The sequence below is a fragment of the Rhodoblastus sp. 17X3 genome, from assembly GCF_030056575.1.
GTDB lineage: Bacteria > Pseudomonadota > Alphaproteobacteria > Rhizobiales > Beijerinckiaceae > Rhodoblastus.
Genome location: NZ_JASHHX010000023.1, coordinates 25,050 through 48,224, shown reverse-complemented (window position 1 = coordinate 48,224; position 23,175 = coordinate 25,050). Strand labels below are relative to the sequence as shown.

The 23,175-nt window shown below is 62.2% G+C and carries 17 protein-coding genes; 10 read left to right on the top strand and 7 right to left on the bottom strand.

Annotated features, from left to right (window positions below):
* From tssG to QM467_RS17185, 7 genes are all read right to left on the bottom strand, one after another.
* Window positions 1–1,032 (bottom strand): type VI secretion system baseplate subunit TssG, encoded by a 1,032-nt coding sequence (gene tssG, locus QM467_RS17215; RefSeq protein ID WP_283367570.1) that lies wholly within the window; start codon window positions 1,030–1,032, stop codon window positions 1–3.
* The gene (gene tssF / locus QM467_RS17210; protein ID WP_283367569.1) at window positions 1,029–2,990 is read right to left on the bottom strand and encodes a type VI secretion system baseplate subunit TssF; all 1,962 of its coding nucleotides are present in this window, start codon (window positions 2,988–2,990) and stop codon (window positions 1,029–1,031) included. Before tssF ends, tssG begins: the two co-directional genes overlap by 4 nt.
* A gap of 5 nt (window positions 2,991–2,995) precedes the next feature.
* Window positions 2,996–3,544 carry a type VI secretion system baseplate subunit TssE gene (tssE, locus tag QM467_RS17205; RefSeq protein ID WP_283367568.1) on the bottom strand — a complete coding sequence of 183 codons (549 nt, stop codon included), beginning with the start codon at window positions 3,542–3,544 and terminating at the stop codon, window positions 2,996–2,998.
* A gap of 59 nt (window positions 3,545–3,603) precedes the next feature.
* Window positions 3,604–4,101 (bottom strand): Hcp family type VI secretion system effector, encoded by a 498-nt coding sequence (locus QM467_RS17200; RefSeq protein WP_283367567.1) that lies wholly within the window; start codon window positions 4,099–4,101, stop codon window positions 3,604–3,606.
* Window positions 4,102–4,150: 49 nt separating this feature from the next.
* Window positions 4,151–5,653 carry a type VI secretion system contractile sheath large subunit gene (tssC, locus tag QM467_RS17195; RefSeq protein ID WP_283367566.1) on the bottom strand — a complete coding sequence of 501 codons (1,503 nt, stop codon included), beginning with the start codon at window positions 5,651–5,653 and terminating at the stop codon, window positions 4,151–4,153.
* 17 nt (window positions 5,654–5,670) lie between these two features.
* Window positions 5,671–6,195, bottom strand: a complete 525-nt coding sequence (tssB, locus tag QM467_RS17190) for a type VI secretion system contractile sheath small subunit (protein WP_283367565.1) — start codon at window positions 6,193–6,195, stop codon at window positions 5,671–5,673.
* Between the two features lie 108 nt (window positions 6,196–6,303).
* A complete protein-coding gene (locus QM467_RS17185) occupies window positions 6,304–7,617 on the bottom strand; it encodes a type VI secretion system protein TssA (RefSeq protein WP_283367564.1) in 1,314 nt (437 codons plus the stop codon).
* A 199-nt stretch (window positions 7,618–7,816) separates the two neighbouring features.
* Between QM467_RS17185 and QM467_RS17180 the strand changes: the two genes are divergently transcribed.
* The 10 genes from QM467_RS17180 (at window position 7,817) to QM467_RS17135 (ending at window position 23,168) form a co-directional block, all read left to right on the top strand.
* Window positions 7,817–9,595 carry a type VI secretion system Vgr family protein gene (locus QM467_RS17180; RefSeq protein ID WP_283367563.1) on the top strand — a complete coding sequence of 593 codons (1,779 nt, stop codon included), beginning with the start codon at window positions 7,817–7,819 and terminating at the stop codon, window positions 9,593–9,595.
* Between the two features lie 4 nt (window positions 9,596–9,599).
* Complete coding sequence (locus QM467_RS17175) at window positions 9,600–10,160, top strand: DUF6931 family protein (protein ID WP_283367562.1); 561 nt, start codon at window positions 9,600–9,602, stop codon at window positions 10,158–10,160.
* A 24-nt stretch (window positions 10,161–10,184) separates the two neighbouring features.
* Entirely contained in the window at window positions 10,185–11,546 is a 1,362-nt protein-coding gene (gene tagH, locus QM467_RS17170; RefSeq protein WP_283367561.1) for a type VI secretion system-associated FHA domain protein TagH, read from the top strand.
* Window positions 11,547–11,629: 83 nt separating this feature from the next.
* On the top strand, window positions 11,630–12,967 hold the full coding sequence (gene tssK, locus QM467_RS17165) for a type VI secretion system baseplate subunit TssK (protein WP_283367560.1): 1,338 nt from the start codon (window positions 11,630–11,632) through the stop codon (window positions 12,965–12,967).
* Window positions 12,964–14,493: a type VI secretion system protein TssL, long form gene (tssL, locus tag QM467_RS17160; protein WP_283367559.1), complete on the top strand. Its 1,530-nt coding sequence runs from the start codon at window positions 12,964–12,966 to the stop codon at window positions 14,491–14,493. Before tssK ends, tssL begins: the two co-directional genes overlap by 4 nt.
* A gap of 32 nt (window positions 14,494–14,525) precedes the next feature.
* Window positions 14,526–18,068 carry a type VI secretion system membrane subunit TssM gene (gene tssM / locus QM467_RS17155; RefSeq protein ID WP_283367558.1) on the top strand — a complete coding sequence of 1,181 codons (3,543 nt, stop codon included), beginning with the start codon at window positions 14,526–14,528 and terminating at the stop codon, window positions 18,066–18,068.
* A 1-nt stretch (window position 18,069) separates the two neighbouring features.
* Window positions 18,070–18,792: a type VI secretion system-associated protein TagF gene (tagF, locus tag QM467_RS17150; RefSeq protein ID WP_283367557.1), complete on the top strand. Its 723-nt coding sequence runs from the start codon at window positions 18,070–18,072 to the stop codon at window positions 18,790–18,792.
* Window positions 18,776–19,567, top strand: coding sequence for a PP2C family protein-serine/threonine phosphatase (locus QM467_RS17145; RefSeq protein WP_283367556.1), 792 nt, complete (start codon window positions 18,776–18,778; stop codon window positions 19,565–19,567). Before tagF ends, QM467_RS17145 begins: the two co-directional genes overlap by 17 nt.
* Complete coding sequence (locus QM467_RS17140) at window positions 19,564–21,333, top strand: serine/threonine-protein kinase (protein ID WP_283367555.1); 1,770 nt, start codon at window positions 19,564–19,566, stop codon at window positions 21,331–21,333. Before QM467_RS17145 ends, QM467_RS17140 begins: the two co-directional genes overlap by 4 nt.
* 62 nt (window positions 21,334–21,395) lie before the next feature.
* Window positions 21,396–23,168: a caspase family protein gene (locus QM467_RS17135; RefSeq protein ID WP_283367554.1), complete on the top strand. Its 1,773-nt coding sequence runs from the start codon at window positions 21,396–21,398 to the stop codon at window positions 23,166–23,168.
* Window positions 23,169–23,175: the final 7 nt, after the last annotated feature.

Here is a 23,175-nt window from a genome sequence, read left to right as displayed (position 1 = left end):
TCAGGCTGAAGCCGCCTCGCTACGTTTTCGCCGCAGTCGCTCCGCCGGATGAAACAAGGCGTCGGAGCGGTGGCCCGCGCAGGAAAGATCCGGCGACAGCCAGGTGGTCCATCCGAGTTCTCCCGCTTCGCCGAGGCGGATGGGCTGCGCCTTGGGCGCCGGGATCGCCAGTTCGACGTCCCAGTCGAGCTCGTCGCCCAGATAGAAGAAGATGAAGTCGACCAGCGGTTCGCAACGGTCGCCCTGCGGCAGGAATCTGCGGTATTCGGCCATATCGGACGCGTAGATTCGAATGCGGATCTTGTCCTGCACGCTGAAGAACACGCCGCCGAGCATGGTGTCGACGCCAAGGCCGCAAAAGGCCGCGCCGAGCCGGGTGCAATCGTCCGCCGCCAGCTCCAGACGCGAACCGACGAATTGTTCGATGTCGATTTCGACAGCGAACAAGCCGCGCAGTCCGCCGCGCAGACGCGCCGCCGATTTCGCCTTGGCGCCGAGCAGGCCGGCGTAGCCGAGCTTGCCGCAATCGGGCACGCTATCCCGCTCGCGGAAGGGCGCCGAACCGATCCCGATCGTCGACCCGATATAGGCGATGAAATGGTCGTCATCGGGGCGGTCGTGTTGAGCGGCAGGCCGGGAATCCGCCCAGGCGCGATAGAATAGCTGCAGGAAGCGGTGGTTGATGAGGTCGAGAAATCGCGGAAAGGCGTCGTCGCGCGCCAGACTCCAATGAAAGGCTTCCTCGGTCGTCGCGAGCGGCAAGGCGCCCTGCGGGCCGAGCAGTCCCAGAAATTTGACCAGGATCTCCACCCGGCCGTCAGGCCGCGTGCGAAATTTGCTCAGATTGGAGGCCGGGAAATCAAAATAGGGGTCCTGGCCCAGCAAGACATATTCTTCGCGGCGCGAACTGGCGTCGCCGATCCGCGGCAGCGGGCCAGTGCCCGGCAGGGCGCCCTGGCGTTCGATGCGTCGCAGAGTGTCGAAAAAATCGAACCGCCACGGCTCTTTTTCCATCTCCTTCGGATCGGTCATAGCAGCCTCCTCGCCCCCGCGCGCACCGGCCAGCGCGCGATCTCGCCCCGATCGAGGCTGCGAACGACGGTCTGGGTGAAATGATTGAGACTGGAATATTCGCTGTAGAAACGCTCAAGCACCGCGCCAAGGAGGAAGGCGCCGCTGCCTTCGAAGGCTTTCTCGTCGATTGTCACCGTGATCTCGACGCCGCGTGCGGCGCCGACCCCGCCTGCTTGCCGCATGCGCCGCACGATCGGCCGCGAATCCACGCTGCTGACGCCGCGAATGCGGCGCTCGATGGCGTTGTCGGAAATATCGGCGAACATCGACAGGAGTTCGCGCAAGGCGTGGGCGTTCTGCTTGGCGCCGCGTTCGACCAGCCCGAGGTGATTGAGCCCGAGCATGTTGATCAGTCGCCATGTGACGGCGCCGGCGCCCGCCGTTTCGCTGCGGCTCCGCAATTGCTTGACGACCGGCTCGCGCGGCGGCGTCGGCCCCGAAACGCAGGTCAGGATCAATTCCGACTGATCGAGCAGCCGGAAATCGGCGCCGCCCTGGCCAACCGGCAAATGCTCAGTGAGATGACGGTTTGAACAAAGCGCCTTGAGGCTCAGTTCAACCACGGCGCGCTCGTCTGCGAGACCGGCGCGTTCCACTAGCGAGATGAACATGTCGGTGCCGGTATAATTTGAGGCCCCGCCGCGCCGCCGCTCTTCATGTGAGCGCCGGCGCGGAAGGCGTCTGACCGTATAGGCCAGTTCCGGCTCGGCGAAGCTGTCGACCGCCGCGGAATAGAGCGGGTAAACCTGCACCTTGTCGCGCCCGGCCCGGAAGTGGCCATAGACTTCCAGCACGCGATGCGGCTCGAAATCGAGATAGCGGCCGCGGTCCGGCACGACATGATATTCATGCTGGTTGCGCCGCACGGGGATGCGATCGAGAGTCTTTTCGAACAGATTGATCGCAGGCGCGGCATAGAGCGCGAACATGCCCGGCGCCACCGCCGCTGCAAGACGCGCATTGATCTCGTCAAATGTGATCAAGAGATCGACCGAACGCGAGCGAATATTGGCGAAGACCTTGCGCAGGCCGCTTAGGCGAAAGCCCAGGAACTTACGCGGAAACGCGAAATATTCGCGCAGGAATTCGAACCCCGTGAATATGCGGTTGTCGTTTGGAAAAAGGGCGTCGTCGGGGTCGAAGCCGATCTGGGAGAGGCAGTCTGGCGGCGCGGCGACGAAGACCGGATCGCCGAATGCGTCGAGATAGCGAAAATGCACGCTGACGCGGTGTGCGAATATTTGTTCGTAAATCGCGATGGCGTCCGCTTCGCCGCCGATCAGATGGAAGGTCAGCTCATCGGTCTTGCAGCCGGCGAACCAGAACTCGGGCTTTTTGGCTGTCTCCGCATCCCATTTTTCGTCCTCGGACTTGGCCGAACTGCGATGGGCCAAAGTCAGACGCATCCCGGAAAGCACTCCTGGACCAGTCGAAAGTCCGAGCGCCTGCAGCGGACCCGGCGCAGGAAAATATTGCGCCTCTGTCAGTTCGAACGGCCAAAGAATGATTTCGTTCGCGAGGCGAAAGCGGCAGGCGATCTGTCGGTCGAGTTCACGATAATTCGCTTCGAGATAGGCGTTTCGCGCAATCTTGCGGCCTTCGCGAAGAGCGGCGTCGCCGAACGGCGGCGATACGCGCGCCAGAATGAAGGACGGCGTCGGCGCCAGGTAGTTCGGGACAAGCTGCTCGATCAGATTGTTGCAGAACTCGGGAAACTCATGCTTCAACTTCAATTGAACGCGCGCCGCGAGAAAGGCTGCGCCTTCGAGAAGGCCCGATATCATCGGGTCTGTTCGCTCCGAGACGAGGCCGCCGAGGCGGTCGGCTATGCCGGGATATTCTTCGGCAAATTCCTTGGCCTGCTCGTGCAATAACTGCAGTTCGCGATTGTAATGTTCGAGGAACTCTCGGTCCATGCGCGTTAAAATCGACTGAGCGTGACTTTGCCGCTGTCATATTCGACGTCGGCAATGAATTCGACGGGCACATTGACGGGACGGCAGAACAGGTCCGCCTGTACGACGAACCGTAGTCGAAGGGCGACCTTGTCCGCCTTTTCGTCCCGATAGACCTTGATCGTGCTTCGGACGAGGCGAGGCTCATAACGCGCCAGAGCATCTTCGATTTCACGCGCCACATCCGACAGGTTCGCTTCGTCGAGCGAGCGATAGGCCATGTCCGGAAAGCCGTAGTTGAGAATGGATTTCCTGACCTCGGGGCAGGACGTGAGATCCTGCGTGGATTCGAGCGCGATCGAATTCATCAATTGTTCGAGATCGTGCGCGACTTCCTTGCGAAGAACGGGTTCGGTCACGGCCAGCCGGACGGAGCTGCGCCGGGCGGCGATGACGCGCTCGCCGCTCTGGTCGCGCAAATCAAGCACGCGCCTGGAGTCCTTCTGCTCATGCGCGCTTCTGAAGGCGAACATGAACGGCGGACCAAGCCGGTTCTTCTGCGCGACGCTCGACATTTCGAAGCCTCGGAAAGTTCGGCGGACGGCGCCATGCCGTCCGCCCGAAACTGATCACGTCAAAGGGGCTTCGCGTGTTTGATATCATACCCCGACTTGACCGAGCCGCCGAGCGATCCATCCGGCTTCTGCTCTTTATAATCAAATTCTATCTTCGCAAAATTGATCGAAACCTGCTCTGTTCCAAGATCATGCCCACTGCTGTCGGACTGCTGGAAAGAGGATACCAGCAAATCGCTGAGAGTGATCTTGTAATATTCCAGCTGCCCCGCTTTTTGTCCCGCTTTGCGGAAGGTCAATTCAGCCTTTTTGATCGTATCTCCTGTAGCGCAGGCCAAAAATAGCTTGGGTGACGATTTGTCCACGAATTTCGTGAAATGGACATCCCCGATATGCGAATGTTTGCTGCCGCCGCCGCCGCCGGTGGCGTGAGAGCCCGTATTGGTCACCCCGAAGGAAAAACTCTGAACTTCGATTTCGTTCTTGTGCTTGTCGTCTTGCGACTCGCCTTCGATGCCGTCGAGCTTGATGAAAATGTCCGCCTTTAGTACAGCCATCGCACCCTCCCATGAAAACAGAACAGGTACTGGAAACAATTCGGCGACATCAAATCTTGGCGCCGGGCAAACGCGACACGAGGCTCAATCCGATGTCCATCGCTTCCAGCTGATAATGGGGCCGCAAGTAGAACCGGGCGCTATAATAGCCAGGATTTGTCTCGTCCTCGAACACTTCGACACGCGCGTCGGCCAGCGGCAATTTGGCCTTCGTGGTTTCGCTGGAATGCAATGGATCGCCATCGACATATTGCATGATCCATTCCTGCAGCCAGATCCGTAAACCTTCTTTTTCTTTCGTGGCGCCGACCTTGTCGCGCACCATGCATTTCAGGTAATGCGCGAAGCGAGAGACGGCGAACATATAGGGCAGGCGGGCCGACAGATTGTCGGAAGCGGTCGCCTCCACCCCGTTCTTGCCTTCATAAACCTTGGGTTTGTAAACCGATTGCGCTCCGATGAAGGCCGCCTTGTCGGTATTCTTGCGATGAATCATCGGGATAAGCCCCGATTTGGCGAGTTCGTGTTCGCGGCGGTCGCTGATTGCGATTTCCGTCGGGCATTTCAGGTCGACGCCGCCATCGTCGGTCGGGAAGGTATGCGTCGGCAAATTCAACACTTCGCCGCCGGACTGGACTCCGCGGATGCGCGTGCACCAGCCATATTCCTTGAAGGCGCGATTGACGTTCACCGCCATCGCATAGGCGGCGTTCATCCAGGCGTATTTCTCGCCCTTGTGGCCGTCGGTATCTTCCTCGAACGCGAATTCCTCGACCGGCTCGGTCTTGGCCCCATAGGGCACACGCGCCAACACGCGCGGCATGCAGAGGCCGAGGTAGCGCGAATCCGCCTGATCGCGAACGCCCTTCCACGCGGCGTATTCCGGCGTGTCGAACAGCTTCGACAAATCGCGCGGGTTCATGAGTTCGTTCCAGCTGTCCATGCCCATCAGCACGGGATCGGCCGCCGCGAAAAGCGGGGCGTGGGCCGCCGCCGCGATCTTGGAGAGGTCGCGCATGAGCTGCACGTCCGGCGCCTGATGGCTGAAGGCGTAGTCGCAAACGATTGCGCCATAAGGCTCGCCGCCCAGCTGGCCGAATTCCGCTTCGTAGATCCGTTTGAACAGGGGGCTTTGATCCCATCGGGCGCCGGGATAGAGGCGAAGGTTCTTGTAAATCTCCGTCTTGGAGACGTTCATCACCTTGATCTTGAGCTGCGCGTCCGTCTCGGAGTTGAAGACCAGATAGTTCAGCCCGCGCCAGGCGCTTTCGACCTTCTGAAATTCAGGCGCGTGGATGATCTCGTTGACCTGCGCCGTCAGCATGGCGTCCAGCTTGGCGATCATGCTCTCGATCGTATCGAGCACGTCCTCCTTGACGACAGACTCGTCGGCCAATGCTTCCTTGACGAGCGTCGCGACGGCGTTCTCGACCTCCGTCGCCGCGCGCTCGGTGCGCGGCCGGAAGCTTTGTTTCAGCAGGGCTGAAAATTCATCTATTTCGCGCGTCTCGACTTGCGCGCCTTGAGGGACCGGGTTGACTTCTGTCGACATTTCGCAGTCCTTCCGGTTTACTGTTCCGCGCCGCCTTCAGATGGATTTTTCGCGAGTTTTTCGCCAACGGCGGCCATGAGCGCTGGATCTTTCAACAGCTTCTTCAATTGCTCTTCGGCTCCAGCTTTGCCGTCCATGTAACGCATGAGGTTGGCGAGTTGTTCACGCGCCTCCAGCAATTTTGCGAGCGAGGGAACCTGCCTCGCCACCGCGGCGGGCGAAAAGTCTTCCATCTTCTGAAATTTCAGTTTGACCGAGAGCTTTTCGTCGGCTTCGCCCAGTTTGTTGGCGACGCGAAAACTCGTGCCGGGCTCGATCGCCGCCATCCGCTGCTCGAAATTGTCCATGTCGATATCGAGGAACGTTCGATCGCCCACTTCCGGCTTGGCGATATCGGAGGAATCCCCCGAAAGATCCGCCAGGACCGCCATGACGAAAGGCAACTCGATTTTCCGCTCGGCGTCGTAGGGATCGTCGTAGCTGATGTGAACGCGGGGGACGCGATTTCGACGGATGAATTTTTGGCCGCTGTCCGAACTCATGGCGAACAGTCCTTCTAAAAGCTGACCATGGGCCGATTATGCTCTGCATCGGTCAGAACCCAAAGCATTACTGCAATTTTGGCTAACGTCAATGCTCCACTCGTGAGCCTAATAGCTTGAGCCTGGCAGTGTGAATGCATCGGACGGAAGTATTTCCTTTAAAATTGTCAGAAAATCAGCCGATGAAAATTTGCGCGCCCGCTCGCACATGAATGGAACGGGGCTCGATGGTTCGTTGCGGGCGTAATAGGCCTCGATCTGCAGCAATGCGGCGACGGCGGCGGACTTGTCGGCGATATTCACCATGCTGGCGTCGGGCGAGGGCGGCTCCGTGACTTCTGTTTCAAACAGTTCCGACAACCGATGGAGCGGCAGGTCCAAAGTTTCGTTCCTGCCCACTCCAATCCGCGCCTGATCGAAATAATCGGGCGCGAGAATGCGGATCACCTCGAGAAAGTTCTTGCCGACCAGACTGGAGGCCTGTTTGACCAGCAGCAGCGCCGGGCTCGAAGGTTCGGATTGCGCGAAATAGGCGGCGATTCCCGCCAGGGTCGCGGAGACATCGTCAAGCGTCGCGATCGGGCCGGCGAGCGTCGCGGGGCCTTGGGCGGCGTCGCCGTTCGCCGCATCGGGATCAGACTGGGCGGCGAGGGCCGGTTCCCTGCGGCGGACAAAACCGTCGAGGAAGGCGAGGATCTTTTTGCTCAAGCCTTCCAGCAAATCGAGGCGAACGGCCGCTTGAGCGCCGAGGCGACCGGCGGTTGTCGCGCCGATCGCCGCGGCGGCGGCCGCCAGACGCGCGAACCGGTCGCGCTGCGCGATCAGATCCTCCGTCGGGATTTCCATGAAGGCGCGGTCGATGACCGTCGCGTCCGGGACCTCCTCGCCTTCGCGCGGAGACAGGCCATCGGCGACGAGCTTGTGGCGAAAAGTGATGGCGCCCGCGCGCGGATGTCGAATGAGCGGCGTGAATTGCAGCGGGAGGACGATATGGGTCATGTCGTCGAGCGCCTGCAGCGACGCCAGGCGCAAGGAGAAATCGTCGTCCTCCGCGCAAGGATTGACCTCGTCCCACCGCGCTTCGAGCAGGCTCGCGATTGTCTCCATGAGATCGACGAAATCCGGCAGCTTGCGATCGAGGGCGGCGAATTTGGCAAGGGCCACCAGGAGACGAATGTCACGGGTTCGAAGCAGCAGTTCTTCCGCCGCTGCGATCTCGCTCTGAAAGCTCAGGGAGCCGCGTTCGAACGGCTTTTCATTCCCGCTCCCCTGATCGCGCGTGAAAAACTGGCCGGGCAGGGTGCCTTCGACCCGGGCAAGGAAATTCATGAAATCGGGATCAAATTGCAGGTCCAGATCGGGGCCGCATGCGCTGTCGTCCGAAACGGGATTGATCAACTGATCCAGCGGCAAGATGGCCATGTTGCTCCTCGCGCGCTCCTTCTTCCGTCGGCATCGGGCGGAACGAAATGGGCCAAGATTGTGTTTAGCCGATTGTGACGCTCGAAAAGTCTAAACGATTTCAAAATCGATCGCAGGCGCCAAGGCGCGCCGCCCGACTATGGGGGACATGTTTTATATCGTCAAGTTTTTGCAGAATGGCGCAAGTATAGGTGGATGAATGTCTCAGCTTTTACAGGAAGGCCGCCCGAGCGCGTTTACAAGCCCTTTGGGGAAGGACGTACTGGCCCTGTCGCGCTTCGACGCCACGGAAGGCGTCAGCGAGCTTTTCGAATTTCGCGTTGAGGCTCTAAGCGCTTCGGATCACATCGATTTTGACCAGGCGCTCGGCCATAATTGCTGCGTGACCTTCAGTTCTCCCGACGGTCCCGATCGCCATTTCAACGGCGTGATGGTCGAAGCCGAGGCAGTCGGGGCATATCACGAACTCTTCTTGTATCGGATCGTTCTGCGCCCCTGGCTCTGGTTGCTTTCACGCACCTCGGACTGTCGGATCTGGCACGACAAGACAGTCATCCAGATCATCGACGAGGTGTTCCGCGATCGCGGTTTTACCGACTTTAAATCCGTCACGACAAAACCTTATTGCAAGATCGAATATTGTGTTCAGTATCGCGAGACAGATTTGAATTTTGTCTGCCGAATGATGGAAAGGTTCGGGATTTATTATTTTTTCGAACATTCTGCCGGGACGCATATGCTTAAATTGGCCGATTCCAAGTCGTCCCATGAAGCCGTGCCCGGCCACGCGACAATTTCGTATTTTGACGATCTCCAGGCGCGACATGACGTCGAATATTTCAGGAGCTGGAGCAGCGAGCGGCAATTCCGGTCCGGTAAATATAAATTGAACGATTACGATTTTAAGCAGCCCACGAAAAAGCTGCAAACGGAAAAGGAATCTGCTTCAAAATATAGCAAGGGTCAGATGGAGATTTATGACTATCCCGGGCTGTATATGGAAATGCAGGATGGCGAGGAAAACGCCAAAGTGCGTCTCGACGCCGATCAGGCCCAAGACAAACGCCGCTATGCGAGGGGAAACGCGATCAGTCTGTTTCCGGGAGGCTTCACGACGCTGGATCGCCATCCGCTGCCGGCGGAAAAGATTGAATATTTGATCCTGCGGGCGAAGCATTCCTTTGTTGCGCAAAGCTATCGTTCGGGCGGCTCCGGCGAGGCCGATTATTCGGGAAATTACGAGCTCCATGACGCGTCAATTCCCTATCGGCCGCCGCTGCTGACGCCGAAGGCCCTGATCCATGGGCCGCAGACGGCGCGCGTCGTCGGCGAAGAGGGCCAGGAAATCGACGTCGACAAATATGGCCGAGTGCTCCTGCTGTTCCATTGGGACCGCAAGGAAATGAAATCCTGCCGCGTTCGCGTCGCCCAGGTCTGGGCCGGCAAGCAATGGGGCGGCCAGTTCATTCCGCGCATCGGAATGGAGGCGGTCGTCGAGTTTCTCGAAGGCGATCCCGATCGCCCGCTGGTCGTCGGCGCCGTCTATAATGGCGACAACGAATTTCCATACACGCTTCCAAAGCAGAAAACCCAGTCGGGGATAAAGTCGGACAGCACGCTCGGGCATGGCGGATACAACGAGCTGATGTTCGACGACGCCAAGGATTCCGAATTGATCCGGATGCACGCCCAGAAAGATCATCAAGTCACGGTTCTGAATACGGAGACGAACGAGATCGGCGAAAAATTCGAAGGCGGAACGAGCGCCTCGCGCACGACGACGCTCGATAAGGGCAGCGACCATCTGACGATCCAGGCGGGCGACCAGATCATAAAGATTTCGGGCAATCAGGCCGTGACGGCCGACCAGAGCATCAAACTGACCTGCGGCGCGAGCGTCATCGAAATCACGCCGACGGAAATCAAGGTGACGTCCGGCCACATCGCTTTCTCGGCGCTGAAGATCGACTGGAATTGAGTCCATGAACAGGATTCGATTTGCGACATTGAAGGATCTTTTCGCATCCTTCTCGACAGCCGCCATCGAGACCGGGGAGGAGGCGGCGAGCGCCGAGGAGTCCGTCGCCTTCGTCCGCCGATGTCTGGCCGAGCAGCGTCGTGACGCCGCCATCTCCTATTGCGCCTATCTGTTGCCGCGTCGCGAAGCGGTCTGGTGGGGATGTCACGCCATGCGCGACATGAAGGAGCTGACGGCGAGCGAGCGCGCATGCGTGGCGGCGGCCCGGCAATGGGCGCTGCGTCCGGACGAGGCGGCGCGCCGGAAGGCGCTCGATCTCGGCCTTGAGACGAGCGCCAAACTTTCAGGAGGATGGATCGCCCTGGCCGCGGCATGGTCGGGCGGCAGCATTGCGCCGGCCGGGGGGCCGCCAATGGCGCCGTCGCCCGCCGCGACCGCGCAGGCGGTCCGTGTAGCCTTGCTTTCCGCTTCAACAAGACTGGCTAACGACAGGAGACCGGCTATTATGACCGCCTGGGTCGAATTTGCTCTGCGATCTCTGGACGAGGGCATGGATTTCGCCTGAGGCGCCGAATTGAGGGACCCCGCAATGGCGCTGACGTTGAAAATCGAGAACCATTCCAGCCTGCCCGACGGCGGGCCGCTTTCCTTCACGCTCAACGGTCAAAGGAGCGCCGATATCGGGCGCGACCAGCATCTGGATTGGAGTCTCCCGGACCCGCAGCGTTTCATTTCCGGCAAGCATTGCGAAATCAAATATCATTCCGGCGAATACATGCTCATCGACGTCTCGACCAACGGGACTTTCGTGAATGGCGCGCTGACGCGGGTTCAATCGCCCTATCGCCTGAAACACGGCGATCGGCTTCAGATTGGCGACTATCTGATCGGCGTCTCAATCACGGGTGAGGCGCGCCGCGCCTCCGACGCCGAGCCCGGCGCGGCGCGGCCGACCATCGACCGGCCCCAATCGAATGAATCGCTGTGGGACGTCGGCGGCGAAGTGGCGCCGCCCATCGATCCCAGGGAATTGCGGCCACGGGGCAGGCCGAGCCCCGTTTTTGGCGATTTCCTGTCCCAGACGGTCGACGCCCCGCGCATCGGGGAAGCGGCGCAATTCATTCCGGTGGAACAATCGTTGGATTGGGCGCCGCTGGCGCCAAGGCCCGTCCCGCGAGAGGAGTCCCCCCGCGCGCCCGAGCCGCGCCGGCGCGCAAGTTTCGACGAAGACGGCTGGAGCGCGCCGCCGGACATGGCCGCGCACGCGCCGCCTGAGGCCCAGGCCGGGCGTGCGTCCGCGGTCGCCTCGCCGGATCGCTCAGACCCGCCGTTCGCGCCCGTCAGGGGCGATCAAGGCGCGTTGCGGGGAGGCTCCGACCTCTTCATGCACGCCTTCGCATCGGCGGCGGGCATTCCGCAGGATCTGCTTTCCAGCAGAAGCCCCGAGGAACTGGGCGCCTTGATGGGAAAATTCGCGCTGATTGTCGCGGGTGAATTGCAGCAATTGCTGCAGGCGCGGGTCGAAGCCAAGCGCATCGCGCGCAGCGGCGAATATACGTTGATCCAGCCGCAGGAAAACAATCCGCTCAAATTCACGCCGACGCCGCAGGATGCGCTGCGCATCATGTTCGGGCCGCCGACGCGCAGCTATCTCGACGCGCTCGACGCGCTCGAAGCGAGCTTCGCGGATTTGAAGCGGCATCAGCTCCAGACTTATGCGGCCATGCAGCAGGCGGTGAAGAGCCTGTTCGACGCTCTCGATCCGGAGCAGCTCGACAAGAACGCGCCCAAACTTCATGGGGCCGAATCTCTGTTCAAGGCGCGCAAGGCGCAACTCTGGGACGCGTTCCTGGCGGCCTGGAAAGCTCAGACGAAAGGCCAGTCCGACGGCGTCATCAACCAGTTCATGTTGCTTTTCGGGAGTTTCTACGATCGGGCAGGCGACGGCTGAGGAAGCGGACCGCCTCCTGGCGGAGGCGTGCTTTCCGGTCCGCATATCGCGTCGCTTTTCGGCGGCGGGCGCTAGGGGGAATGATGTCCTGGTACAGCAAGGTCATCTGGCGGGAAGGATTGTTCCTTCGCCCGCATCATTTTCAGCAGAGCGATCGCTATCACGAGCGGCGCGTCGATAGCCGCACGCGTCACATCTCTCCTTATCCATGGGGCTTTTCCGAACTCGAGATCGACAGGGACGTCGCGCAGCAAAGCAAGTTCGCGGTGCGGCGCGCGGCCGGGATCATGCCGGACGGAACGCCTTTCAACTTCCCCGGCGACAGCCCGTCGCCGCTCCCGATCGACATCCCCGACGATGCGGCCAATCAGATCGTCTGGCTCTGCATTCCCGCGCCGGCGCCCAATGTGCGGGAGGTCGATCACCGCGTCAGCGACAGCGCGTCGCGCTTCCTCGAAGGCGCCGAAACCTTCATCGATTCCACGTCCGAACTGCGCGTCGAGCAGGAGCTCGATATCGCCTATCCGCGCCTGACCTATGAATTGCGGCGCACCCCCAAGCCCGGCTATTTCAATCTCGGCGTCGCGCGCGTCCTCGAAGTCCAGGACAAATCGCTGGTCTTCGACGAAAAATATGCGCCGCCCGTGCTCGTTTGCAGCGCCCATAATGTCGTTTCCGGCTGGATCGACCGGATTTCGGGCTGGGTGGAGCACAAGCTGGAGGAATTGTCGCGCTATGCCGCCGATCCGACCTCGGGCGGCGGTTTGCAGAGCGTCGACTATTTCGTGCTTCAACTGCTCAACCGCACAATCCCGGTGCTGCGGCATCTGCGCTCTTCGGGCTACGTCCATCCCGAGCGCCTGTTCGTGACGCTTGTCGCGCTCGCGGGCGAGCTTGCGACCTTCGGCGCGACGGATCGCCGGGCGCGCCGCTATCCAGCTTACGATCATGACGATCTCGAAGGGACGTTTGAGCCCGTTCTGCGCGACCTGCAGGACTTTCTCAGCGCGCGCCTCGGGCGGCGCGCCATTCGTCTCGAATTGATCGAGCGCGCCGACAACGCCTTCGTTTCGCCGATCCGCGACCGCGCCTTGTTCCGCAACGCCAGTTTCGTTCTCGAAGTCGCGGCGCGGCGGCCCCTCACGGAAATTCAGCTGCAATTTCCGAAGCTGTTCAAGATCGGCCCGAACACCAAGATGAACGAGATCGTGCACGCGCATTTGCCGGGTGTGCCGCTGGTGCATCTGCCCACGCCGCCCCCGCAAATTCGCGCGATCACCGATCACGTCTATTTCTTTCTCGATCGGCAATCGCCGCTCTGGCCGGAATTCAGCTCCGCCGCTTCGATCGGCATGCATTTTTCCGGCGACTGGCCTGAACTGGAACTCGAACTCTGGGCCGTTCTGGAGGATTCCAGATGAGCGACAAGAAGGATCCCGGGCCAGAGGACAATGAGCGCACCGTGTTCCGGCCCAATCCGGGGCGCAGGCTCCCCAAGGGGCCGCTGGCCAATCCCGGGCCGCCGGCCAATTCCGGGCCGGCCGCCGGGTCCGAGCCGCCAGCGGTCCCTCCGCCCGCGACTCCTTTCAGCTACGCCAACGCGCCCGCCTATGGCGACCCGTCCCCGCCCTTGTCCTCGCCCGCGTCGGCGAGCGGGAGCGACGACTGGATCGCAGCGCGGCCGCCCGCCGCTTCATCCGGCGCCGATCCGCCGCCTTTGCCGCAGGCGCAGGGCTTGCGCTTCGACGATCTGGCGGCGCCCAATCCGAATCCGATCATGCGCTCGGCCGGCCCTCTGCTGCTGTTGCTGGGGAGATTGCGCGTGGCCGCCCTGCGGGCCTCTTTCGCCAGCCTGATGGAGCAGGTCGCGGAAGCCGTGAAATTCTTCGAAATTGACGTACGTGCGGCGGGCGTGGCGCCTGAAACGGTCAATGTCGCGAAATATCTGATCTGCGCGACGGCCGACGACATCGTCCAGAATATTCCGACCGAAGATCGTCATGTCTGGACGCAATATTCGATGCTGAGCCGTTTCTTCGGCGAAAGGGTCGGCGGCGTTCGATTCTTCGACGAGCTCGATCGGCTGTCAGCCGAGCCGGCCAGGAATTTCGACGTCCTCGAATTGCAGCACGCCTGCCTCGCGCTCGGCTTTCAGGGCATGTATCGCGCCAGCGCGGCGGGTGCGGCGACCGTGCAGAACCGTCAGCGCAGCCTCTATGAAACGCTCCGCCGCATTCGTCCGCGCGGAGCCAGCGCCTTGTCTCCGCATTGGCAGGGCCAGAATCTCGCTCTGACGACCAGCAAATTTCGCGCCCCAACCTGGGCGCTCGTCGGGCTGATCCTGTTTCTGACGTTCGGCTTCTTCATTTTCCTGCGGACCCAGCTGACGCAGACCGCCGAAGCGACGGCGCTGGAGACCAATGCGCTGCATCCCAACACCAAGATCGCCTTGCAGCGGCGCCTGCCGTCTCCGCCGCCCCGGGTCGAGGCGTCGCCGGCGCAACTGGGCCAGCTGGAGCGGATCAAGAACGCAATGGCGACCGAGATCCAATCGGGAGCCGTGACCGTGGAGCCGATCGGCAAATGGATCGCGATACGCGTCGGCAGCCTCATCCTCTTCAAATCGGGCGACGCGAAGATCCTCCCGCAGTTTCAGCCCTTGGCCAGCCGCATCGGCCAGGTCGTCGAAAAGGAGGTCGGGCCGGTCCGCGTCGTGGGGCATACGGACAATGTCGCGCTGAACGCCGCCAACAGGTTCCAGTCCAATTTTCAATTGTCGATCGAGCGCGCCAAAGCCGTGGCCGCCTTGCTGCAGCCTGCCTTGACGCAGCCTGACCGCCTGATGGTCGAAGGGAAGGGCGCCGACGATCCGATCGCCTCCAATGCGACCGCCGAGGGCCGCGCCAGGAATCGAAGGGTCGATATTCTCGTCTCGCGCACCGACTAGAGCGATTTCAACCGCAGGAGCAATCAGGAGAAATGTTCAACAAATCGGCGGTCGGCGGCGATGTCTTCCGGATCCTGCTTTACGGCGCGGGACTGGGTTCGATTTCGGCCGTCGTCTGGCTGGCCGGTCCCCATATCGCCATTGGCGATTTCAGGCCGCTGGAAAACGAGCTGGCGCGCGAGATCGTCATCGTTCTTCTGGTCGCCGTCTTCGCCGGGATCAGCGGCTTTACCTTCTGGCGCCGCCGCAAGAGCGCCGAGGCGCTGGCCTCCGGCATCGCTGGAGAGGAAGCCGCCGATGATTCCGAAGCGTTGCACGAGCGCATGAAGGATGCGCTGGCGACGCTCAGAGCCGCGAGCGGCGGCAAGGTCGATTTTCTCTATGATCTGCCCTGGTATGTGATGATCGGTCCTCCCGGCGCCGGCAAGACGACAGCCCTCGTCAATTCCGGCCTGCGCTTTCCGCTGGCGCAGGGGGCGACGCCTCAGGCGGTGGCCGGAGCGGGCGGCACGCGCTATTGCGACTGGTGGTTCACCGAGGACGCCGTGCTGATCGACACGGCGGGCCGCTACACCACCCAGGATTCAGATGCGCGGGCGGACAGGAAAAGCTGGCTGTCTTTCCTTCAGCTGTTGAAGAAAAGCCGGCCGAAGCAGCCGATCAATGGCGTCATCATCGCCATTAGCCTGCATGATCTTCTCACCTTGCCGCAGGAGGAGATTGCGGCTCATGCGCGGGCCATACGCACCCGTCTTGTGGAAATTTACGACGAGCTGAAAGTGGCCTTTCCGGTCTACGCCCTCTTCACCAAGGCGGATCTGGTCGCGGGCTTTCTCGAATTCTTCGCCAATCTCGACGAGGGCGAACGCCGGCAGGTCTGGGGCGCGACCTTCCAGACCAGGGACAAGACCCGGAATTTCGTCGGCCAGATTCCGGAAGAATTCGACCTGCTGGTCACGCGGCTGAACGAGAAGATGCTCGACCGGCTGCAGGAAGAGCCGGCGCCGGGGCCGCGCGTGGCGCTTTTTGGACTGCCGGCCCAGATGGCGACGCTGAAGAAGCCGATCCATCATTTTCTGACCGCGATCTTCGAGCCCACCCGCTATCACGCCAATGCGACCCTGCGCGGTTTCTACTTCGCTTCCGGCACGCAGGAAGGCACGCCCATCGACCAGCTCATCGTCGCCCTGAGCCGCAATTTCGGCGCGCAGGAGGTGCGCGGCGCTATGCTCTCGGGCTTCGGCAAGAGCTTCTTTCTCACCGACCTGCTGCAGAAGGTCATCGTCGGCGAAGCCGCCTGGGTTTCGACCGACGCCAGGGCCGTGTTCAGGCGCCTGCTGCTGAAAGCGTCGATCATCGGTCTGGCCCTCTGTTTTGGCCTGGGGGCCTGCGCCGCGTGGTGGGTTTCCTACTCGCGCAACAAGGCGCTGGCGCAATCGCTGGCCGATGCGGACAAGGAATATAGCGTCGCGGCCGGGGGGCTGCGCAACGAAGACCAGGTGGCCGATCGCGACTTCCAGAAAATCGAGCCGCTGCTGCGTAAATTGCGATTCATGCCGGCGGGATATGCGCAGAAGGACGCCGCGACTCCAGCTGCCGAGACCTTCGGGTTGAGCCAGCGGGAGCGGCTGACGTCGAGCGCCGTCGAGGCCTATCGCATGGGGCTGGAGCGCCTGTACCGGCCCCGGCTGTTGTATCGCCTCGAGGAAGCGATCGACGCCAAACGCGACGACGCCGATTACGTCTATGAGGCGCTGAAGGTCTATATGATGCTGGGCGGCCTTCACACGCCGGACAAGGAATTCATCGTTTCGTGGATGCGTCAGGATTGGGAGGACAATCTCTATCCGGGCGCGGGGCAGGCTTCGGGCCGCATGGCGCTGGAAGAACAGCTTCGCGCGATGCTGGATCTCGATGACGGCCGCCCGCCGCTGGTCGATCTCTCAAGCTCGGTGCTGGAAAACAGCCAACGCCTGCTGGCGCGCATGAGCATCGCCCAACGCGCCTATCAGTTGCTCAAATCGGACGCCCGCTCGCTCAAGATCCCGGACTGGAACGTCAAGACCGCCGCCGGCTTCGATTCCGAAGCCGTGTTCGAGACAAAAAATGGCGGCGATCTTGCCGCGATCCGCGTGCCGGGCTTTTTCACCTATGTCGGTTTCCAGAAAGCGCTCCTTCAGCCGCTGGGAAGCATCGCCGATCAGGTTCGGGCGGAAAAATGGGTTCTCGGCAAGGATGGCGAACAATCTGCCGTCGCCGCGCAATATGACACTCTGAGCGTCGATATTTATCAGCTCTATTCCGCGGAATTCATCAAAAGCTGGCAAGGCGCGCTGGCGAAGATTCAGCTGCGGCGCCTGACCGCCGACAAACCGCGCTATGCGACGCTTTCCACCCTCGCTGGCCCCTCTTCGCCTTTGCGCGCCTTGTTTGAATCGATCCGCGACGAGACCGCGCTGACGCGCGAGCGGCCGAGCCTGAAGAAAAAAGAGGGCGAGCCCGCGCCGGGCGCCGTGCTGTTGAACCAGCCGCAGATCGGCGCGCCGGGTTCGCAGATCGAAGCGACGTTCCGGCCCTATCACGAATGGCTTGAAGGCGGCGCGACCGCGCGGCCGATCGATCAGCTGATTGGGCGTCTCAACGAGATCAAGGACAATCTGGTCGTGTCAGTGAGCGTGCCGAGCCAGGCCGGTCAGGCCAACGCCAGTCTTCAGGCGCAGGTGCAGGCCTTGCGAGCCCAATCGGCGCGGCTGCCCGCGCCGTTCGACGCAATGATGACGCGCGCCGCCGCCTCATTCGAGGCGGACGTGAATAATTCCGAGCTTTCGCAACTCAATCGCGCCCTGAGCGATCAGGTGACTGGTGTTTGCCAGCAGATCGTGACCGGGCGCTACCCGTTCGATCGGATGGCGCGCAGCGAAATCGCGCTGGCGGATTTTGGACGAATGTTCGGCCCCAATGGGGTCGCCGACCGCTTCTTTCAGCAACACCTTGCGAAATATGCGGATGTTTCGAAGAAAAACTGGCAATGGCGCGCCGACAGCGCCTTGAGCAGCTCGCTTTCGGCGACGACCTTGATCCAGTTTCAGCGGGCGGCGCAGATCAGGGATGCCTTCTTCGCCACCGGCGGCAACATGCCCGTAATCAACATGCAGATCTTCCCGCCCGTGCTGAGCGGAGCCGGCGTCTCGGCGCGGTTCGAGGTCAATGGCGCGGCGGTCGTGACGCAGGCGGGAGCCTCGGTCCTGCCGGGCGCCATTCAATGGCCCGGCGCCGCCGCCGGCGGGCGCGCCGCCGTCACCTTGAGCACGGAGCCGCAAGTCGCCCAAACGCCCACTTTGGGTCAGCCGGCGACACCAACGGCGAGCCTGGCTCCCGCCGTGCTGGAGAAGACTGGCGCCTGGGCGCTGTTCCGATTGCTGGATGTCGGGGGCGCCGCCCAGCGGGGCGATCGTCTGGTCGCCAGTTTCATCGTCGGAGGCCGGGAGCTCCAATATCAGTTTGCGGTCGGAACGAACCTCAATCCCTTCACCTTGCCCGCCTTGCGGGAGTTTCGCTGCCCGACGGGATTATGACATGCCGGTAAGCCGCGCCCTCTTTGGCAAAGTGCAGACGCGCCGCGACTTCATCGCGGTGGAGACGCCGCGCGCCTTTCTGTCCGTCTGGGAGCAATGGCTGCAAAATGGCGTCGCGGCGAGCCGGGAGGCCCTGTCGGGCGGCTGGAACGAAGCCTTCCTGACCGCGCCGATCTGGCGGTTCTGGCTCGGCGAGAATATTTGCGGCGCGACGGTCATGGGCGCGATCATGCCGTCGATGGATGGAGTCGGCCGGTATTTTCCTTTGACCTATGCGGCCTTCGCGGAAGCCGAAGCGACGCTGGCGCCGCCGGAGGCGGACGCGCAGCCGCTCTGGTTCGACGAGGTCGAGAAATTCCTCCTGTCCACGCTGGAAAGCCGCGATCACGACGCGCTGCTTCTGTCGTTCAGAAACGTTGCGCCGCCAAAGGTCGTGGCCACGGACGCCCCGCGAGAGCGGCTGGTCAGGCTTGGCTGCGCCGCGAGCATGATCGCGGTGGACGACGCCCTGGACGACCTGGCGTTCGAACGGAGTTTCGCCTCGGGCCGCGAGGCCGACGCGGCGCGGGCCGCCGCCGCCTCGACATTCTGGTGGACGGCGGGCGGGGAGGGTTACCAACCCTGCGCGCTCGCCTGTCTGAACATGCCGTCGCCCCATCTTTTCTCCGCGATGCTCACGGGGCGTTTCCAGCAGGGAGCGCCGCGCGTTGAAGCCGGAAACTGATCTTGCGTCCGTGTTCGAAACGGGCGGCGCCACTCATTGCGGCCATGTGCGCGACAGGAACGAGGACGATTTCATCTTGCGTCCCGATGTCGGGCTTTGGGCGGTGGCCGACGGCATGGGCGGTCACGTGGCGGGGGCTTTCGCCAGCCGGGCGGTCACCCGCGCCTTGAGCGAGGTCGAGCGACCGGCGAGCGCTTCGGCTCTATTGCGGTCCTGCGACGAAAAAATCAGTTTCGCCAATGACGAAATCCGAAGCTTTGCGCAACGTAACGGCGGCGCAATCGTCGGAACCACCGTCGCGGTCCTGCTGGCCTTCCCGGAGCATTTCGCCTGCGTCTGGTGTGGCGACAGCCGCGTCTATCTGGTCCGTGGAGGCGTTCTTGAACAGATCTCGCGGGATCACACGGAATTCCAGGAACTGATGGATCGCGGCGCGCTGGCGCCAGACGAGGCCGAAAACTGGCCCAATCGCAATGTCCTGACGCGCGCCATCGGGGTGTTCGAAAAGCCCGAGACCGAGATGAAGGATGGCGCATTGCAATCCGGCGACGTTTTCGTGCTTTGCAGCGACGGCTTGACGGCGCATGTCGAAGACGAGGAAATCCTGGGGATCGCGAGCCGCCGGCCGCCGGAATCGGCCTGCCATGAATTGATCGATCTGGCCCTGTCTCGCGGCGGCAAGGATAATGTGACGGTCATCGTCATGAAATATAATCCGGACGGCACGCGCAGGATGTCCGGACAATTGGGCGCCGCGCAGGCAAGGGCGGAATGAGCATGGCATTCGGGTCGTCCTCGGCGCTGCCGAGGGGCACGCAGCTCAACGGGATTTACGAGATCGACGAGCCGCTGGCGACCGGCGGCATGGGCGAGATCTATAGCGGCCACGCCATCCAGACCGGCGACAAGGTCGCGATCAAGCTGATCCGCGCCGAGCTCGCCGAGGATGAAGCCGCCCTGGCCTTGTTTCGCCGCGAGGCGTCGGCCTTGCACAGCATCCATCACGAAGCGATCGTCCGCTATTTCGTCTTTTCGATCGATCCAACCTTGCAGCGGCCCTATCTGGCGATGGAGTTCGTCGAGGGCGAGCCGCTTTTCGATATTCTGCGCGACGGCCGCCTTGCGCTGGCTGATGTTCTGTCTCTGAAGACGCGGGTCGCGTCCGGGCTTCACGCCGCGCATCTGGCGGGAATTGTTCATCGCGATATCGCGCCAGATAATATTCTCGTGAAAAATCACGATTTTTCATCCGCCCGGATCATTGATTTCGGCATTGCCCGCTCGACCAGGCCGGGCGAGGCCACGGTCATTGGTAGCGGCTTCGCCGGCAAATTCAATTACGTCTCGCCCGAACAGCTTGGCCTGTACAATGGCGAGGTCACCGCCCGTTCCGACATTTATTCCTTTGGCCTCGTCCTGGCTTACGCCTGTCTTGGCAAGCGGATCGACATGGGCGGGTCGCAGGTTGAAGTGATCGAAAAACGTCGCGCCGTTCCTGACCTTCAGGGCGTCTATCCCGAGATGCGGCCGCTGCTGGCGCGCATGCTCAGCCCCGATCCCGCCCTTCGTCCGCAAACCATGCGCGAGGTCGCGGATTGGGCGCCCCGCGCCAAGACGGCGCCCGACGAGCGGACCATGATCAAGCTGCCGGCGGCGGCGAAGGGAGCGGACAAGCTCGGATCGTCATCTTCGCCTCAACTGGCGATCGCCCTTGGCGGCGACAATCTTTGGCCGAACAGGGCGCGCGTCCTCGGTGGCGGCGCCCTGCTGCTCGCAATCGCTGCAGCTGGTCTCGCCTATCATTTCGGTCGAACGGGGCCCGCGCAGAAGCCTGTCATTGCGGCGGTTCCGGAAACGGAGAAACATGATGAGGCCGCTGCTCCCACGCCGCCCCCACCGCCGCCGGGACAGCAATTCGCCGGGGCCGCCTCGGCCGAGGAAATCCGCGACTTCATCGCGCATTACCCTTCCGGCGACTGCACATTTCTTGCGCCGGTGAAGGTGACGGACGCCGGGGCTCAGGTCGATGGCGTCGGCGTCGACGACAAGGCCTTCGTCGCCTTCGACAAGGCCTTCAAGACCGTCACCCGGGTGGAGGCGGATATAGCCGTCCGGGCGATCGCGCCCGCGCAATGCCCGGCGGTCGATTTTCTGACGCGCAGCGGCGGCCGCGACATGGATGGACCGAAACTCTCGTTGCTCAAGGCGTCGATACGAAGCGGCGACGTGTTGACGGGCGAAATCGCCAGCGACCAGCCTTATCTCGAACTTGTCATCGTCGATGATGACGGACGGGTTTATAATGTCACGTCGCGAATGCGCGGAGGTGGCGTGAACCGCAGTTTCGCGATGCGATTGCAAAAGGCGGCGGCGGCGCGCGTCCATCCGATGCTGCTCCTTGCGATCGCGAGTCCGACGCCGCTGACATCGCTCGCCATCAAGGAGCCGATGGAGGCCAAGGCTTTCTTTGCATCGGCTGCCTCCGAGCTCGCGGGTTCGACGGGCGTTAAGGCGACGATGGCTTATTTTCAAATCGAATAGGGCCGCCCGTCCGGCGAAGGGCGAGACGGACGCATCGACGAGGACGAAACCAGGACCGAGCCATGAAGCCGCTCATTCAAATCGCCCTTTGCGCCGGAGGCGTGGCGACGCGCGCTCGGGGATTGGCGACGATCTGGTGTCTGGCGCTTGCCTGCCTCGTCTTGGCCTCCGGGGCAAGGGCCGCCACGCGCGGACTGGTGATAGGCGTCGACGCTTACCAGCATGTCCAGCCCCTGCGTGGCGCGGTCGCCGACGCGCGCGACGTGGAGAAGGCCTTGCGCGGAATCGGCGTCGAGGACCTTCATCTCCTGCTGGACCGCCAGGCCAGCCGCGCGGACGTGCTTGCTGCTTTCGAGGCGCTCGCCACGGCGACCCGTCCGGGCGACACGATCTTCATCACTCTGGCCGGTCATGGCGCGCAGGAGCCTGAGCGCATCAAGGGATCGGAACCCGACGGAATGGATGCGGTTTTTCTGCTGCCATCCTTCGACCCGAAAGACCCAGATGGCGCGTCGGAAAAAATTCTGGCGACAGAATTCAATCATTACATCAGGAAAATCGAAGCGGCCGGCGGGCGGGTTGTCTTTGTGGCGGACAGCTGTTCGGGCGGTGGACTGGCGCGGGAGGTTGATCCGCGCGGGGCCGAGATGGTCTATCGAACGGTCAGATATGAGCCGCTCAAGGACCGTCTTGTCAGCGTCGCCGACCGCGAGGACGCGTTCGCGTCCGTGAATGATTTTCATCACTCGATTTTTCTCGCCGCGGTCGACAAGAAGTCGCGCGTTGCGGAACTGAAGATCGCGGGCGAAGGCTATCGCGGCGCGCTTTCCTACGCCTTTTCGCGCGCGCTCGAGGGCGCAGCGGATGTTGATGGCGACGGCAGGATCACGGCTGACGAGATATTCGCCTATGTCCGGCAGGTCGCGCACCAGCTCAGCGACCAGCGTCAGGTCGTTGTGCTGGAGAGCCCGGCCCAGCAGGACCCTCGTCAATATGTGGTCGCCGAACTGACGCGCGGCATTGCGGTTCGCCCGTTCGCGGCTGCGGTGTCGCCCGGCGAAGGCCTTGTGATTTCGCCGGCGGATCCTGATCAGGACGACATTACGCCAACAGCCGGCGCCGGCGCGCCGGTCCCGGCCAGCTCCCCGGCGCCCGGTCTGCCGGCGGTCGCCCTGGTTGCGTCGCGGCCCGGTCCGAACCGCGCGCCGCCCGGCGCCATGATCCGGGTGGCCGCGCTGGATGGCCAGAACGCCGCGCTGGTCGCCGTGGCGCAACAAGGGCAGGTCGCGCTCGTCGCGCCGAACGCCAATCCGGATCTGGTCTGGGACCCGCGCACGCATGACGTCCTTGCGGGGGCCGACATCATCGCGCGAAATATCGATACATCGGACCTTTCGGGCGTCGTCGAGCGCACGATGGTTCTCGAATGGTTGAAACAGCGGGTCGCCAGCGGAGCGCAGACTGTCAGGCTGCTGCCGGGCGATAATCTGCATGCGAAGGGCACGCATGTTGAAATTGAAGTTGGCAAGTTAACAGGGCGTTATCTGGTGTTATTCAACCTTTCCGGCAACGGAAATGTGCAGCTGCTCTATCCGCTCGGATCGGATCCGCCCCAGCGCATAGACCCAAAATATTCCGTCGCGTTACAGGTGCGGGAGCCTTTCGGCGCCGATCTGATCGTGGCCGCCACCGCCAATCAACGGCTAAGCGAACTCGAGCGCCTTTTACGCCAGTCATCGCGCAGGATCAGCCCGCAGAAACTCGCCGATGTTCTTTCAAGGGACGAATCGCAAGGCCTTCGACTTGGATTTGTCGGTCTTTTCACCTCACCCTGAAGCCGCG

What these genes read in the sequence shown, in the direction of transcription:
- tssG (WP_283367570.1), bottom strand. Translation starts at nt 1,032, where the DNA reads ATGACCGATCCGAAGGAGATGGAAAAAGAGCCGTGGCGGTTCGATTTT.
- tssF (WP_283367569.1), bottom strand. Translation starts at nt 2,990, where the DNA reads ATGGACCGAGAGTTCCTCGAACATTACAATCGCGAACTGCAGTTATTG.
- tssE (WP_283367568.1), bottom strand. Translation starts at nt 3,544, where the DNA reads ATGTCGAGCGTCGCGCAGAAGAACCGGCTTGGTCCGCCGTTCATGTTC.
- QM467_RS17200 (WP_283367567.1), bottom strand. Translation starts at nt 4,101, where the DNA reads ATGGCTGTACTAAAGGCGGACATTTTCATCAAGCTCGACGGCATCGAA.
- tssC (WP_283367566.1), bottom strand. Translation starts at nt 5,653, where the DNA reads ATGTCGACAGAAGTCAACCCGGTCCCTCAAGGCGCGCAAGTCGAGACG.
- tssB (WP_283367565.1), bottom strand. Translation starts at nt 6,195, where the DNA reads ATGAGTTCGGACAGCGGCCAAAAATTCATCCGTCGAAATCGCGTCCCC.
- QM467_RS17185 (WP_283367564.1), bottom strand. Translation starts at nt 7,617, where the DNA reads ATGGCCATCTTGCCGCTGGATCAGTTGATCAATCCCGTTTCGGACGAC.
- QM467_RS17180 (WP_283367563.1), top strand. Translation starts at nt 7,817, where the DNA reads ATGTCTCAGCTTTTACAGGAAGGCCGCCCGAGCGCGTTTACAAGCCCT.
- QM467_RS17175 (WP_283367562.1), top strand. Translation starts at nt 9,600, where the DNA reads ATGAACAGGATTCGATTTGCGACATTGAAGGATCTTTTCGCATCCTTC.
- tagH (WP_283367561.1), top strand. Translation starts at nt 10,185, where the DNA reads ATGGCGCTGACGTTGAAAATCGAGAACCATTCCAGCCTGCCCGACGGC.
- tssK (WP_283367560.1), top strand. Translation starts at nt 11,630, where the DNA reads ATGTCCTGGTACAGCAAGGTCATCTGGCGGGAAGGATTGTTCCTTCGC.
- tssL (WP_283367559.1), top strand. Translation starts at nt 12,964, where the DNA reads ATGAGCGACAAGAAGGATCCCGGGCCAGAGGACAATGAGCGCACCGTG.
- tssM (WP_283367558.1), top strand. Translation starts at nt 14,526, where the DNA reads ATGTTCAACAAATCGGCGGTCGGCGGCGATGTCTTCCGGATCCTGCTT.
- tagF (WP_283367557.1), top strand. Translation starts at nt 18,070, where the DNA reads ATGCCGGTAAGCCGCGCCCTCTTTGGCAAAGTGCAGACGCGCCGCGAC.
- QM467_RS17140 (WP_283367555.1), top strand. Translation starts at nt 19,564, where the DNA reads ATGAGCATGGCATTCGGGTCGTCCTCGGCGCTGCCGAGGGGCACGCAG.
- QM467_RS17135 (WP_283367554.1), top strand. Translation starts at nt 21,396, where the DNA reads ATGAAGCCGCTCATTCAAATCGCCCTTTGCGCCGGAGGCGTGGCGACG.